This is a genomic window from Thermanaeromonas sp. C210, from assembly GCF_013167955.1.
Lineage (GTDB): Bacteria > Bacillota > DSM-521 > Neomoorellales > Neomoorellaceae > UBA12545.
Map to the genome: position 1 here is coordinate 228135 of NZ_BLWF01000004.1, position 14838 is coordinate 242972.

Here is a 14838-nt window from a genome sequence, read left to right on the forward strand (position 1 = left end):
ACCCCCGCCCACCTACTTTAGATTAGCATCTGTTAATCCGTGTTTCAAGGCGTAAACCGCTGCCTGTGTGCGGTCCTGGACGCCTATCTTGCGAAAGATCCGTGTTAAGTGGTTTTTTACGGTTTTCTCGCTGATGAACAAACGGCTGGCGATTTGCCGGTTGGAAGCCCCCCGGCCTACGTAAGCCAGGATCTCCTTTTCACGGGGCGTTAGAGGTACTCTTCCCTCACCTTCCTTCTGTCCGTCGGCCTGAGCTAAGAACCGCAGCACCTTTTTAGTAATACCCGGGTGAATCACCTGGATGCCTTCCGCCACCTGCAACACGGCATTCAAGAGACCCTCGGCGCTTACGTCCTTAAGGATATAACCGGACACGCCCGCCTTTAGCAATTCCACGATATATTCTTCGTGGTCGTGAATGGTAAGGGCGATTACATGCGCCTGCGGCACCTCCCGGCGGATTATCTTGGTAGCCTCGATGCCGTTTAAAACAGGCAAGTTTATGTCCATCAGAACAATCCGTGGGCGCAGGACCCGGGCCAGCTCTACGGCCTTCTGACCGTCCTCCGCTTCCCCTACCACCGCCAGGCGCGGGTCCAGGGACAGAATTTTACGTATCCCCTCCCGCATCAGAGGATGATCGTCGGCAATGAGAACCGTGATCTTGTTCTCCGCGTTCACACCCATGCCCTCCCCCGTAAAAGCCCCTCGACGGCTAACTCCTATCCGCGCTACCCAAGTCCCCCGGGAGCTCCAGGGTAGCCTTGCCCAGGTCACCCCGCCGAAATTCCCGGAGGAAAAAAAGGGCCGCCCTTTCCAGGTCCACTCCTCCTCCGGGCAGCAGGAATCCCCGCTTGCGTCCTACTATCTCCAGTACCGCCTCCACGGGTTCATCTCCCTTGAGGCCGTAAGTTGTGCTGGGAAGAAAGAGATTATTTTCCCTCAAGGCCTTGAGCAACTCCCCCACCGCCTCTTCCGGGCGGACAATATCCGGCGGAAAGCAACCCACGGCCGTAAGAAGGGCAGCGGTTCGGGCCTCCCGGTGCGGCGGGGCGAAAACTCCGGGAGTATCCAGCAGTTCCCATCCATCCCCCTGGCGGACCCACTGGGGACCCCGGGTTATACCGGGACGGTCACCTGTGCGAGTTGCTGCCCTGCCGACCAGGCGGTTGATTAGGGATGATTTACCCACGTTGGGTATTCCCACTATCACAGCCCTTAAGGGCCCCCGCCTGCCCTGTCGGCTCAACCTTTCCTTTTTCTTGCGGGCCATCTCCCCCAACAGGGAACGCAATCTCCCCACGCCCCGACCTTCCCGGGAATTGACGGCTACGGCCGGAATCCCTTGTTCCTTATAGTGTTCCAGCCACTCCTGGGTAGCCGCGGGCAAGGCCAGATCCGCCTTATTTAATACCCGGATAAGTCCCTTGGTGCCCAAAAACTCCTCGATGCCCCGGCACCTGCTAGAGGCGGGCAGGCGGGCTTCTACAACCTCCACCACCACATCGACTAGTTTTAAATAGGGCTGGATGTTTAGGAGTGGGTTCACGGCCTCACCCGCTCACCTGATTAGCCCCAGCCGGCTCAAGGGCCAATAAATGAATGCGGCTTTACCTATCACAAACCTGCGTTCCAGCGGCCCCCAAACGCGGCTGTCTGAGCTGATATTCCGATTATCGCCCATCACGAAATAACTGTCCGCCGGAACTTTAATAGGCCCGAAATCGCTGTGGACCACCCCGGGAGGTAGATAACTCTCGTTCAGAGGCTGGCCATTAACATAAATTTTGTTATCGTGGGCCTCTATCGTGTCTCCGCCCACGGCAATAACCCGCTTCACATAGTCCCGGTTAGGCTCCAAGGGATACCGAAAAACCACCACGTCTCCCCGCTGGGGTTCGCTAAAACGGTAGACCAGGCGGTTAACCAGTATGCGGTCCCCGGGGTAGAGGGTAGGCTCCATGGAGCCGGAAGGGATCCAGAAGGGAGTAATCAAAAAGGCCCTAATTATCATAGCCAGAACCGCCGCTATTACCAGGGCTTGCAACAGCTCGGTAAGAAAAGACCCCTTCTTTTCCTCTTTTTCGATAACATCCATAGCCCGGTTTAGCCTCCCTAAAGTCAAACAAGGGGCTGTTTTCGACCAACCCCTTGTCCTTCGGCTCTACTGCTTCTCACCCCGGATGCGGGCCGCCTTGCCCACACGCTCCCGCAGGTAGTACAGCTTGGCACGCCTCACTTCACCTCTGCGCACCACTTCAATACGCTCGATGCGGGGAGAGTGCAAAAGGAAAATCCTTTCTACGGCAACGCCGTAGGAAACGCGCCGGACGGTAAAAGTTTCCTGAGATCCCTTACCCCTCCGGCTGATAACCACCCCTTCAAAAACCTGGATACGTTCGCGGTTGCCCTCAATGACTTTAAGATGCACCCGGACGGTATCCCCGGGTTTAAAGGAGGGGATGTCCTGTCTCATCTGGTCCTTTTCCAGGGTCTCCATTATGTTCATGGGTTACCCCCCTTTCCTGTTGCAAACCGAGTCATATTATACCATTTTTCCCTTTTCCTTCACACATTCATCCAGCAGGCGCCGATCTTCTTCGGTCAGCGGTGCCTTTTCAAGGAGATCGGGCCTCCTGAGCAGCGTGCGCTCGAGGGCCTTTTTCCGGCGCCAGATCCTTATTTTCTCATGGTCCCCCGATAAGAGAACCTCCGGAACTTCTAGACCGCGAAAAGAGCGGGGCCTGGTATATTGGGGGTATTCCAAGATGCCCCAGGTGAAGGAGTCTTCCCAAGGGCCTTCCTCCGCACCGACCGCCCCTGGCAATAGCCTGGCAACGGCATCGATTATAACCATGGCCGGCAGCTCTCCTCCGGTCAGGATGTAGTCCCCGATGGAAACCTCCCGGGTAACCAAATGGGTGCGTATTCTTTCATCCACACCTTCGTAATGGCCGCAGAGGAGAACCAGCCAGTCTTCCCGTGATAGTTCCACCGCCAGGGCCTGGTTGAAAACCTCTCCCTGGGGGGAAAGGAGAATAATGGGGGGACGCCGGGCGGCCCCTCCCAGCAAGAACTCCACCGCCCGAAAAACCGGCTCGGGCTTTAAAATCATGCCCGGTCCGCCGCCGTACGGATAATCATCCACCCGACGGTGTTTATCTTGAGAGAAATCCCGGATGTCCACCAGGTTCACAGTTAGCAGACCCTTTTCCCGGGCCCTCTTTATAATGCTCGCATCGAGGGGCCCGCTAAACATTTCAGGAAAAAGGGTTAAGACATCTATTCGCACCCCTTCAGGTCCCCCTAATCTAGCAGGCCGGGTATGGGCTTCACTCTGATTATCCCCTGCTCCACATCTATTTCCCGGACTACCTCCTTAACCGCCGGGATAAGGACTTCCCCGGCCTCCGGGGTGACGACGACAAACACATCATTAGCCCCCGTCTGCTGCACGTCCCGCAGTTCTCCCAACAATTCACCTTCCTCCGTATATACCCGGCACCCAACCAGTTGAAAGATGTAGTACCGGCCCGGTGGTAAGGGTTCCACTTCCCAGGGTTCTACCTCCAGGATGGCCCCACGCAATTTTTCGGCCGACGTAAGGTCCTGTATTTCAGCAAACTGGACGATCACGCTTTTCCCGTGCTGCCTGGACCGGGCAACGGTTAGACAAGTATCGCCCTGAGCAAGGAAAAGCCTGGTTCCCGGCCGATAGCGCTCCGGAAAATCCGTCCAGGGCCAGACCTTCACTTCCCCCCGATGACCATGGGTGGAAACCACTTTACCCACCGCTATGCGTTTTTTCTCCATGGGGGCTATATAATCTCCACCACCACGCGCTTGCCCTCACGGGCGGCCGCTGCCTTAACTACGGTGCGAATGGCCCGGGCGATGCGGCCCTGCTTGCCGATCACCTTTCCCATATCAGCCGGCGCTACCCTCAGCTCTAGAATGACCGACTTCTCTCCTTCGATCTGGGTAACTCTAACCTCGTCGGGATGATCTACCAAAGCTCTCGCCAGGGTTTCTACCAGCTCCTTCACAGCTGCCCTACCCCCTTACTAGCTACTTGGCTTCTTTCGCCGCCATGAACTTCTCCCAAACCCCTGCCTTTTTTAGAAGCGCCCGGGCCGTCTCGGAAGGTTGAGCCCCTACCTTCAACCACCGCAAGGCCTTTTCCTCGTCGATGGAAATTTCCTCCGGCTGCCGCACGGGATTATAGTAACCCAGCTCTTCAATAACCCGGCCATCCCTCGGAGAACGGGAATCGGCTACTACCAGGCGGTAAAAGGGAGCCTTCTTAGCGCCCATCCTCTTTAGCCTAATGCGCGTCGCCAATCTTATTTTCACCTCCTTTCCAAGGTTTCGCGGGAATATCTACCCCGGCGGAAACTTTACCTTAACCTTGCCCTTCTTACCTCCGGCCAGGTCGCCCAAATGTTGCATCAACCTCCGGGCTTCGTCGAATTGCCGCAGTAACCGGTTCACCTCCTGGACCGTCGTCCCGCTACCGGCAGCTATACGCCTCCTGCGGCTGGCATTGATGATACCCGGATTTCGGCGCTCCTCCGGCGTCATGGACTGGATGATGGCCTCTATATGCACGATCTCCTTGGGATCCACCTGAAGGCCCTTCAAATGCTTCCAGGGGCCCGTGCCGGGCAAGAGTCCTAATAGCTCATCCAGGGGGCCCACTTTCTGCACCTGTTTGAGCTGCCGCAAGAAATCCTCCAAGGTAAAATCCTGTTGACGCAACTTCCGCTGAAACTCCAGGGCCTCGTCCCGGTCGATGGCAGCCTGGGCCTTCTCTATAATGGTGAGGACATCGCCCATGCCTAAAATTCTGGAAGCTATCCGGTCGGGGTGGAAAGCCTCCAGGGCATCGGGCCTCTCCCCTACCCCGATAAATTTAATCGGGCACCCGGTGACGGCCCGGACGGACAACGCCGCACCGCCCCGGGTGTCCCCATCCAGCTTGGTCAGGATGACCCCCGTCAATCCCAGCTGCCGGTGGAAAGCCTCGGCCACCCGCACCGCATCCTGTCCGGTCATGGCATCCAGCACCAGCAGGATCTCATGGGGCCGAGCGGCTTCCTTCATGGCTCCCAGTTCGGCCATCATCTCTTCATTGATATGCAGGCGACCTGCCGTATCAACAATCACGGGATCGTGACCCAAACGGCTGGCCTCCTCCAGGGCCAGGCGAACTATACGAACCGGACTCTTTTCCTGCTCCGAGCTAAAAACAGGCAGCTTTAACTGCTCCCCCAGCACCTGGAGCTGCCTGATGGCCGCCGGGCGGTAAACGTCCGCCGCCACGAGGAGGGGGCGCCGGCCTTGCTTCTGGCAATAATAAGCCACCTTGGCCGCGGTGGTAGTCTTGCCCGCTCCCTGGAGTCCCACCAGCATTATCACCGTAGGGGGATGACCCGTCCACTTAATTTTAGTTTCCCCGCCGCCCATTAAGGCGGTCAATTCCTCATAAACTATCTTGACCACCTGCTGGCCGGGAGTCAGGCTTTGCTGAACCTCCTGGCCTACGGCTCGCTCTTTCACCCTGGCGAGAAAATCCTTGACGACCTTGAAGTTAACATCTGCCTCCAGCAGGGCCAGTCTTATTTCCCGCAGGGCCTCATTTACATCGGATTCGGTTAGTTTGCCTTTCCCTTTAAGTTTTCTTAACGTGTTCTGTAGTTTCTCCGCCAACGAACTAAACAGCACCCTGGCGACCCCCTTGCCCTCTGCCGTCACCCACAGGCCACTCCAGAAGTTGTTCCAGTTGTTGCAGGGCCTTATCGAACTCCTGCCAGCACCTGCTCTCCTTAAAGGCCGACAATCGGCGGGCTACTTCCTCCAGTTTTTCCCTTTCCTTCGAGTATCGCTCCAAATACCCCAGGCGGGCTTCGTAATCCTCCAGGGCCTTCTCCGCCCGCTGCAGCCCGTCATAAACGGCTTGACGGCTTACCTGGCATAAGGCCGCAATCTCGCCCAGGGAGAGATCATGATGATAATGCAGCTCCAGCCACTGGCGCTGCTTGGGTGTAAGCAGGGGGCCGTAAAAATCATACAAACGGCCGATGCGCGTCATGCGGTCCAAAATGTTGGCCATCGGTTTAAGATTATAACCCCTCGTCACAGGTCTGTCAAGGATTTTACTTTGACAGCCCTTGTAAAGCCCTTATCCGCTGGTTAGTTTCCCTATAAATGCGCTCTTCATCTAAAGTTTTCAACTGGCCCCCGGCCATAAGAATGCGGCCGTTGACGATCACGGTGTCCACATCGCTGCCGCGGGCCGAGTACACGACATGGGCTACGAGGTCGTTGGCCGGCTGCCAGTGGGGCTGCCGGGTATTAAGGAGGATGACATCGGCCTTCTTCCCCGCTTCCAGGGTCCCGATCTCCTTTTCCAGACCCAGCGCCCGGGCTCCGTTAATGGTAGCCAGGGCCAAGGCTTCCTCTGCCCTCAAAACATTAGGATCGCCGGAAATACCCTTGGCCAGAAGGGCTGCCGTGCGGGTTTCTTCCAGCAGGTCGAGGTTGTTGTTGCTCGCCGCGCCGTCGGTACCAATGCCTACCGTGACTCCCGCAGCTAGCATGGCAGCTATCGGAGCCACGCCGCTGGCCAGCTTTAAATTGCTCTCCGGGCAGTGGGCCACCCCCACCTTTTTCTCCGCCAGGATGGCGATCTCTTCTTCCGTCAAGTGCACGCAGTGGGCGGCGAGGGTAGGTAGATCGAACAGGCCCAGGCCGGCCACATGGGCCACCGGCGGCGAACCGTAAGCGGACCGGATTTCCTCGACTTCCTGCCGCGTTTCGGCCAGGTGGATATGTAAACCCACCCCCAACTTTGCCGCCGCCTCGACCACTTTCCGGAGGTAATCCGGCGGACACGTGTAGGGGGCATGGGGACCGAGCATGATGGTTATGCGTCCGTCTCCGGCCCCGTGCCATTCCCGCACCAGGCTTTCGGCCGCCCGGAGCCTCTCTTCTCCCCCGCCACCCAGCCCGATCAGGCCCTGGCTTAAGCAGGCACGTACCCCGGCTTCCTCTGCGGCCCGGGCCACCACATCCATGTGAAAATACATATCGGCAAAGGTAGTAGTCCCCGAACGGATCATTTCGGCCAGGGCCAGTTGGGTACCCCAGTAGATATCCTCCCGGTCGAGCTTGTTCTCCACGGGCCAGATTTTCTCTTCCAACCACTGGCGCAAGGGCAAATCATCGGCGTAACCCCGAAAGAGGGTCATGGCCGCATGGGTATGGATGTTAACCAGTCCGGGCAAGGCCACTTTGCCCTCCGCCCTTATAATTTCCCCCTCCTCCCAGCCGGAAGGCAGCCCTTCCTCCCGCCCCACATAGGCTAACCGGTCACCCGCTATGGCTATGGCCCCCTTATCGATTACGGGACCTTTTACGGGCACAATAGAGCACCCTTTGATGAGGAGTTTTTTCATGCCCTGCTCTCCTTTCTTGCAAGCTTCCCGGCCCCTTCGCCGGCAGGGTCAGGGCTCCACCCGGATTAACCGCCGAACAAGGCCAGGGCAAATTCCCGCGGTCTAAATTCTTCCAGGTCCTCAGGCCCCTCGCCCAGGCCCACCAGCTTGACGGGAATTTTCAACTCGTGGGCAATGGCCAGTACTACTCCGCCTTTGGCCGTCCCGTCCAACTTGGTCAGCACAATACCCGTAACCCCGACTGCCTCATGGAAGAGGCGGGCCTGGGAAAGGGCATTCTGGCCGGTGGTGGCATCCAGTACCAGCAACACTTCGTGGGGCGCTCCCGGGTGCTCCCTCCCGATGACGCGCCGGATTTTCTTCAGCTCTTCCATCAAGTTCGCTTTCGTCTGGAGGCGACCGGCCGTGTCCACCAACACCACATCAGCCTTGCGGCTGCGGGCCGCCTGGAGGGCATCGAAAACTACCGCGCCGGGGTCCGCCCCGGGCTGGTGGCTTATCAGCTCTGTCCCCGTCCGCTGGGCCCAAACGGCCAGCTGATCGGCCGCTGCCGCCCGGAAGGTATCGGCCGCAGCCAAGATAACCCGGCTTCCCTTCTGCCGGAAGCGGTAGGCCAGCTTGCCAATGGTAGTGGTTTTACCTGTCCCGTTAACCCCTACCATGAGTATGACGGTAGGAGGAGAAGGGGCCAGTTGCAAGCCGGCCGCTTCATTTTCCATCAGTCTTACCACGTCTTCCTGCAAAATGGAACCGAGGGCCGACGGATCGCTAATGTTTTCTTTCCTCGCCCGCTGCCGCAATCCCTCCACTAGCTCCAGGGTAGTGGTTACCCCTACGTCGGCCGTAAGCAGAATTTCTTCCAGCTCCTCAAAAAATTCCTCGTCCAGCCCTTTCTTCCCTGTAAAAAGGTTTTCCAGGCGGCCGGCCAGGTTTTCCCTAGTTTTGGCTAAGCTCTGTTTCAACTTTTTTAGCAGGTTCAAGGTGCAGAACTTACCTCCCCTTTAAGCCGAAATCTGCTCCATACGTACGGAGACTAACCGCGACACACCTTCTTCTTCCATGGTTACCCCGTAAAGCACATCGGCAGCCTCCATGGTTCCTTGCCGGTGGGAGACCACTATAAATTGAGTATGGTCGGCAAAGGAGCGCAAGAGCCGGGCAAAGCGCGAAACATTGGCGTCGTCCAGGGCGGTATCAATTTCATCGAAGATGCAAAAGGCCCGCGGCCTCACCTTAAGCAGGGCAAAGATAAAAGCGAGAGCCGTCAACGCCTTTTCGCCTCCGGAGAGCAGACCCAGGTGTTGCAATTTTTTGCCCGGCGGCCTGGCCATTATCTCCACTCCGGCCTGCAGGATATTGTCTTCCCCGGTCAGCACCAGTTCGGCGGAGCCGCCACCGAAAAGCTCACTAAAAACGGAGGCAAAGGCCTCCTGTACGGCCTGAAGGGTAGTCTCCAACTTTTGGGCCATAAAAGCGTCGATTTCCTGCAGGGCTCTCTGAAGGGTGTCCCTCCCGCCCTCCAGGTCGGCCACCTCGGTGCCCAGCTCCCGATATCGGCGGCACACCCTCTCGTATTCATGAATGACCCCGGGATTCACTTCTCCTAATTTCTCTATCTCTGCCTTCAGTCTGGCCTTTGCTTCGCCGGCCCTCTTGATTAAATGGGGCCGGGGCCGGGCCACCCTATCCTGCCAATTCCGCCCGTAGAGGGCAGTCAACTCCCGGTAGCCATGTTCCAGGGCCGCTTCCAGCCGGGCCAGGCTGATCTCTTCCCGCTGTAACTTGCTGGCGAGGGACCTGAGCTGCCGGGAAACCTCTTCCCTGCGGGCCAGCAGCCGGGCCTGTTCCTCCTGCGCCTTACGCACCGCCTCCTCCTGTTCGCGTAGCAACGCTGCCAGCCGGGCGCAAGCCCCGGACAGCTCTCCTACGGTTTTTTCGAGGTCTTGTTGCCGTTCCTCTAAGCTCCGGCCAGCCCTCCGATCTTCCTCCCGCCGGACCTGGAGCTCTTCAGCCCTGCGCGCCAGACTTTCTAGCCGCCTAACTAAAGAGGTGAGATGGGCCTCCAGCTCCCTGGCCGTTACCCTTAATGTTTCCCACCGGCTGCGGGTTCCTGCTAGCTCCTGCTGGTGCTGCCGCAGGGTTTCTTCAACCCTGGCCAACTCCTCCTGCCTGGAATCTAATTCCCCTTGCAGCTCCTTCTGCCTGGCATCGAGGGCCGTAAAGCGGTCCTCCAAAGTTTTTTCCCTCTCAGCGGCTTCTCGGGTCCAGAGGGCCAGCCCGTCCAGTTCCCTCCGCTTGCTCTTTATTTTCTCTTCCAGGCTCCTGCATTCCTCCTCGCCATCACTTAGTTTTTGCATAAGGAGGTGAATTTTGCCGCCCAGCCCGTCGATTTCCCGTTCTACCCGGGCTAGCCGACGCTGGCTTTCTTCCAGGGCAGAGGCCTTTTCCTTCTCCTCTTGCCTTAAGGAGGTTAGCTCTGCCTCCACTTCTTCCAATTCCTGTTCCCAGCGCCTGATTTCCGCCGCCTGCCAGAAAATACCCCTGCGTTTATGGGAGGACCCTCCTGTGATGGGTCCCTGGGGATGGATCAAATCCCCGTCTAAGGTGACCAGCCGCAAGGGATTCTTCAAACGAGGCGCCAGGGTCAGGGCCTTCTTCAGCTCCCTTACCATAATAGTCTGCCCCAAAAGGTACTGGACGGCGGGCTGCAAGTCCGGAGCATACTGGACCAGATCCGAAGCCACTCCCAGCACGCCGTCCTCCTGCAGAATCCACCTGAACATCACGGGCAGAGGGCGTCCCGTCAGCCATTCTAGAGGCAGGAAGGTCGCCCTTCCCCGCCTGGTCTCCTTCAAGAACTTGATGGCTTCTTCGGCGTCCCGTGCCGTGCGGACCAGGATATTCTGGGCAGCCGCTCCGAGGGCAACGTCCAGGGCCCTTTCGAGGCCGGCAGGAACGGCTATTTTCTCGGCCACCACCCCTATGATTCCCGCCTTTAGTCGGCCCTCCTCGGCGGCCGCGAGAACCGCCTTCACACCTTCGCCGAAGGCTCCCCGCTCCCCTTGAGCTTGGCGCAGAACCTCTAGATGGGCAAGGGCCTTATGACGCCGCTCCTCCCCGGCCCTTATACGATGTCTTAATCCCCTGAGTTCCCCTTCGCACCAGGCCACTTCGCCGGCCAGACTATGTTTTTCTGTTTCCAGGGCCTCGAGGCCGGCTTCTAAGGCCTTTAGTTCCTGGCGCCAGGCCGCCCTTTGGGCCTCCAGCCGCTGGTGGCGGCATTCCAGTTCTTTTAACTCGTTTTCCCTGGACCCTACATCGCGCTGTTCCAGACTGCGGCGCTCGTCCAGCCTGGCCCTCTCATCCCTGAGGGCGGCCATGCCCTCTTCTAGTCGGCGCAGTTCCTGGCGGAGCCGCGCGATCCCTTCCACCTCTCTATCCTTCTGAACCTCAAGTTCCCTTATCGTGCCTTCTAGACGGGATATCTCCCCCTGTAAATCCCCTTCCTCCCGGCCGATATCTTCCAGGCGCTGCCTGGTTCTCTCCTGCTCTCCGGACAGGGCCGCGTATTCCTCCTCCAAAGAGGCAATTTCTCGGGTATACTCCTCCAGCCTGCCGACCAGTGTGGTCAGCTTTTCCTGCAGCAACCTCTGTTCTCCCCGGGATTGCTCCAGCCGGGCGGTCATTTCCTGGAGTTCCCGCTCGAGGGAATGCTTCCGCGCCAGGGCTTCATCCACCTCACCGCCCTTACCCTCCAGAGCCGCGGTTATTCTTTCTTCTTCCCGGTAGAGGCCGGCGAGTTTTTGGCTCCAAAGTTCTTTCCGCCGAGAGCTTTCATCCCGCTGAGCTGCCAGATCTCTTAATTCGGCCGCTTGTTGGATAAGTTCCACCAGCTGGAGGGCCTGTAGCAGCTTGAGGTACTTCCTGGCGCGCTTGGCCTCCTCTTCCAGGGGGTCCAACTGCGACCGGAGTTCTTGCAGAATGTCTCTTAAACGCATCAGATTCCCTTCGGTTTCCGCAAGCTTCTTCAACACCTGTTCCTTGCGCCAGCGGTACCGACTGATACCGGCCACTTCTTCTAAGAAGGCGCGCCTTTCTTCTGGGTGGGCCGTGAGGATTTCTTCCAGCTTCCCCTGACCTATAATGGCAAACTTTTCCTTGCCCGCTCCTGTATCCAGGAATAATTCCTGGATATCCCGGAGCCGGCACGGAGTTTTATTGATCTTGTACTCGCTCTCTCCGGAACGTGTAAGGCGTCGTGTAACGGCAACTTCTGGGAAGTCAAGGGGGAGACCGCCGTCGCCGTTATCCAGGGTGAGGGTGACCTCGGCCAGGCCCACCGGCCGGCGCTTTTCGCTGCCGGCAAAAATAACGTCTTCCATATGGGCTCCCCGGAGCACCCTGGCGCTCTGCTCGCCCAGTACCCAAGCGATGGCATCCACGATATTGCTTTTCCCGCTGCCGTTGGGACCCACAATACAAGTAATCCCGGGCCCGAAATCCAATCGGGTCCTGTCTACGAAGGTCTTAAAACCCTGCATCTCTAAGGTCTTAAGAAACAAAGGCACCTTTACCTCCATAAAAGAAACTGCTCCTCTTTAGAGCAGTTCCCTTTCTGCTGCTAGATGCTATTAATTTTACACCTACTTTGGCTACCTCGGTTCCACGATAAATCTTATGGCCGTCCGCGTTTCGCCGTCAATATTGATTTCGGTAAAGGCAGGTATCATCACCAGATCGATCCCGTTGGGGGCGATGAAACCGCGGGCTATGGCAATAGCCTTTACGGCTTGGTTCACCGCACCCGCGCCTACCGCCTGGATCTCGGCTCTACCGTACTGGCGGAAGACGGCTGCCAGGGCACCTGCTACGGCCTTGGGGTTAGATTGAGCCGATACCTTTAGTACCTCCATGGTCCTCCTCCCTTGACTGGCGTTCTGTGTTCTCCATGCGATTAGGTTCTTTTACTCCTGTAAGCATTTCTCTAAAAAGTTATTAAAATATTATTTCGACGTAGGAGTTACAAATCCTTCCTTGGATCATGGTAATCAGCAAGGAGGAGGGATATCTCTTCCCCAGCCTGAAGCCTAGATAAGGCAGCCCGGGCAGCCTCTTGTTCCGCCTCTTTTTTGCTCCGGCCTTCGCCCGTTGCCAGGAGCTTGGTCCGGTAGAACACTCCTGCCCTGAATTGCTTGGCGTGGTCTGGTCCCCACTGGTCCAGGATTTTATAGTTTACGTTCTCCGTTCCTCTCTTTTGAACCCATTCTTGCAGTCTGGTTTTGAAGTCCACAACCCTACGGCCGTCCAGTTCCTTAATCCTTTCCCCGAACAACCGCCGCACCAGCCTTTTAACCTCCGGCAAGCCAACAGAAAGATACAGGCTCCCTATCACCGCTTCCAGGGCGTCGGCCAAGTTGGAAGGCCGGTGGCGGCCGCCGCCTTGTTCTTCCCCGTGGCCCAGCAAGAGAAATTCTCCCAGCCCCAGCACCTCAGCGGTCCGGGCCAGGCTGGCCTCGCAGACCAGAGCGGCCCGTAGACGGGTCAGATCTCCTTCCGGTAAGGAGGGGAACTCCTGGAACAAATATTCCGCCACGGCCAGGCCTAAAACAGCGTCGCCTAAAAATTCCAGGCGCTGGTTATGGGCCGGAAGATTATGTTCAAAGGCATAAGTAGGATGGGTTAGGGCCAAGTCTAGTAATTCCAGATCCCGTACCTGCAGGCCCAGCTTGTGCACAAGAAGCTCCAGTTTGCGGCGTCTGTCGGCGTCCATTTGCGCCACCTCGAAGGTTGGTTTACCCCTCCACTCGTTTCAACAAAACAACAGCGTTGTGGCCGCCGAAGCCAAAGGAGTTCGAGAGGGCGGCCCTCACCTCCCGCTGCCGTGCATGATTAGGCACGTAATCCAGGTCGCAGTCGGGGTCGGGATCCTCGTAATTGATGGTAGGGGGAATAATGCCCTCGTAAATGGTCAAGGCAGTGGCCACCAGTTCTACAGCCCCGGCGGCCCCCAACAGATGACCTACCATGGACTTAATAGAACTCACCGCCAGCCTATAAGCATGGTCGCCGAAAACCTTCTTGATGGCTTGGGTCTCAATACGGTCGTTGAGTTCCGTAGAAGTCCCATGGGCGTTAATGTAATCCACGTCCTCGGGCTGCAAATCCCCATCCGCCAGCGCCAGGGCCATGGCCCTGGCCGCCCCTTCCCCCTCCGGATCGGGGGCCGTTATATGGTAGGCGTCGGCCGTACAACCATATCCCGCCACCTCGGCGTAAATTCTTGCTCCGCGCGCCCGGGCATGTTCCAGGGTTTCCAGTATTAGGACTCCTGCCCCTTCCCCCAGGACGAAACCATCCCTCTGGCGGTCGAAAGGGCGGCTGGCCGCCTGGGGGGCCTCATTGCGGGTAGACAAGGCTTTCATGGCGCTAAAACCCGCCAGGGCCAGAGGAGTTACGCTCGCCTCGCTCCCCCCGGTTATCACTACCTCCGCCTCGCCCCTCTGCAAGACCCGCAGGGCTTCTCCCACGGCATTGGTCCCCGATGCGCATGCGGTATTGACGGTGAAATTAGTTCCCCGGGCGCCCAAGTGAATGGCAATCTGCCCGGCTGCCATATTGGCTATCATCATGGGTACGAAAAAGGGACTGATGCGGCCGGGGCCCTTTTCCAGCAGGATACGGCTCTGATCCTCAAAAGTCTCCATGCCGCCGATGCCCGTGGCGAAAACTACCCCCACCCGCCAGGGGTCGACATGCTTTATATCCAGCCCGGCGTCCTGCCAAGCCATTTTGGCGGCCGCCACCGCGTATTGACTGTAGCGGTCCATGCGTTTAGCCTCTTTGCGGTCCAGGAAGGCGCCGGGGTCAAACCCGCGCACTTCGGCAGCAAAACGGGTGGGCATCTCGTCGGCATTAAAGCGGGTGATGGGACCGATGCCCGACACGCCGGCCTTAAGGGCCTGCCAGAAGCTCTCCTTATCGTTACCGACCGGGGAAATCACACCCAGGCCGGTGATAACTACCCGTTTGCGCAAAGGCTCTCCCTCGACTTTCCCACAGAAGATTTGTTGCTGCAGGGAGATAACTCCGCCCTGCAGCAACTTCAAACGCTACTTGGTATGTTCTTTAATATATTCCACTGCGGCCCTTATGGTAGTAAGCTTTTCGGCATCCTCATCGGGGATCTCGATATCGAACTCCTCTTCCAGGGCCATGATGAGTTCCACAATATCCAGGGAATCCGCATTGAGATCCTCGAAGGAAGTGTCCATGCTGATCTCCTCTTCCTCCACTCCCAATTGCTCGGCCACGATGCTCCTGACTTTGTTAAAAATGTTGTCCACTTACCTCACCTCCTTCCCGGTCCTGTCGAGGCCTTAAG

17 protein-coding genes are annotated in these 14838 nt (G+C 57.9%); all 17 read right to left on the minus strand.

The genetic code is table 11. The annotated features are described in order from the left end of the window. Positions 1–12: 12 nt before the first annotated feature. Positions 13–681, minus strand: a complete 669-nt coding sequence (locus TAMC210_RS11430) for a response regulator (RefSeq protein ID WP_254388652.1) — start codon at positions 679–681, stop codon at positions 13–15. Between the two features lie 34 nt (positions 682–715). Next, positions 716–1549, minus strand: a complete 834-nt coding sequence (gene ylqF, locus TAMC210_RS11435) for a ribosome biogenesis GTPase YlqF (RefSeq protein WP_173298930.1) — start codon at positions 1547–1549, stop codon at positions 716–718. 12 nt (positions 1550–1561) lie between these two features. Then, the gene (gene lepB, locus TAMC210_RS11440; RefSeq protein WP_173298931.1) at positions 1562–2098 is read right to left on the minus strand and encodes a signal peptidase I; all 537 of its coding nucleotides are present in this window, start codon (positions 2096–2098) and stop codon (positions 1562–1564) included. A gap of 66 nt (positions 2099–2164) precedes the next feature. Next, complete coding sequence (rplS, locus tag TAMC210_RS11445) at positions 2165–2509, minus strand: 50S ribosomal protein L19 (protein WP_173298932.1); 345 nt, start codon at positions 2507–2509, stop codon at positions 2165–2167. A gap of 36 nt (positions 2510–2545) precedes the next feature. Then, positions 2546–3292 (minus strand): tRNA (guanosine(37)-N1)-methyltransferase TrmD, encoded by a 747-nt coding sequence (gene trmD / locus TAMC210_RS11450; RefSeq protein ID WP_173298933.1) that lies wholly within the window; start codon positions 3290–3292, stop codon positions 2546–2548. 14 nt (positions 3293–3306) lie between these two features. Next, a complete protein-coding gene (gene rimM / locus TAMC210_RS11455) occupies positions 3307–3813 on the minus strand; it encodes a ribosome maturation factor RimM (RefSeq protein WP_173298934.1) in 507 nt (168 codons plus the stop codon). Positions 3814–3818: 5 nt separating this feature from the next. Further along, a complete protein-coding gene (locus TAMC210_RS11460; protein ID WP_173298935.1) occupies positions 3819–4046 on the minus strand; it encodes a KH domain-containing protein in 228 nt (75 codons plus the stop codon). A gap of 22 nt (positions 4047–4068) precedes the next feature. Beyond that, positions 4069–4341: a 30S ribosomal protein S16 gene (gene rpsP / locus TAMC210_RS11465; RefSeq protein WP_173298936.1), complete on the minus strand. Its 273-nt coding sequence runs from the start codon at positions 4339–4341 to the stop codon at positions 4069–4071. Positions 4342–4380: 39 nt separating this feature from the next. Continuing rightward, positions 4381–5724, minus strand: coding sequence for a signal recognition particle protein (gene ffh / locus TAMC210_RS11470; RefSeq protein ID WP_173298937.1), 1344 nt, complete (start codon positions 5722–5724; stop codon positions 4381–4383). Next, on the minus strand, positions 5714–6112 hold the full coding sequence (gene ylxM / locus TAMC210_RS11475; protein WP_217267370.1) for a YlxM family DNA-binding protein: 399 nt from the start codon (positions 6110–6112) through the stop codon (positions 5714–5716). The genes ffh and ylxM overlap by 11 nt, the downstream gene beginning before the upstream one ends. A gap of 43 nt (positions 6113–6155) precedes the next feature. Next, positions 6156–7457 carry an amidohydrolase gene (locus TAMC210_RS11480; protein ID WP_173298938.1) on the minus strand — a complete coding sequence of 434 codons (1302 nt, stop codon included), beginning with the start codon at positions 7455–7457 and terminating at the stop codon, positions 6156–6158. Positions 7458–7522: 65 nt separating this feature from the next. After that, complete coding sequence (gene ftsY / locus TAMC210_RS11485; protein WP_173298939.1) at positions 7523–8437, minus strand: signal recognition particle-docking protein FtsY; 915 nt, start codon at positions 8435–8437, stop codon at positions 7523–7525. A 21-nt stretch (positions 8438–8458) separates the two neighbouring features. After that, complete coding sequence (gene smc / locus TAMC210_RS11490) at positions 8459–12037, minus strand: chromosome segregation protein SMC (protein ID WP_173298940.1); 3579 nt, start codon at positions 12035–12037, stop codon at positions 8459–8461. 72 nt (positions 12038–12109) lie between these two features. After that, positions 12110–12370 (minus strand): stage V sporulation protein S, encoded by a 261-nt coding sequence (locus TAMC210_RS11495; protein WP_173298941.1) that lies wholly within the window; start codon positions 12368–12370, stop codon positions 12110–12112. Positions 12371–12477: 107 nt separating this feature from the next. Next, a complete protein-coding gene (gene rnc / locus TAMC210_RS11500) occupies positions 12478–13227 on the minus strand; it encodes a ribonuclease III (RefSeq protein WP_173298942.1) in 750 nt (249 codons plus the stop codon). 22 nt (positions 13228–13249) lie between these two features. Beyond that, complete coding sequence (gene fabF / locus TAMC210_RS11505; RefSeq protein ID WP_173298943.1) at positions 13250–14491, minus strand: beta-ketoacyl-ACP synthase II; 1242 nt, start codon at positions 14489–14491, stop codon at positions 13250–13252. 75 nt (positions 14492–14566) lie between these two features. After that, positions 14567–14800: an acyl carrier protein gene (acpP, locus tag TAMC210_RS11510; protein WP_173298944.1), complete on the minus strand. Its 234-nt coding sequence runs from the start codon at positions 14798–14800 to the stop codon at positions 14567–14569. Between the last annotated feature and the right edge of the window lie 38 nt (positions 14801–14838).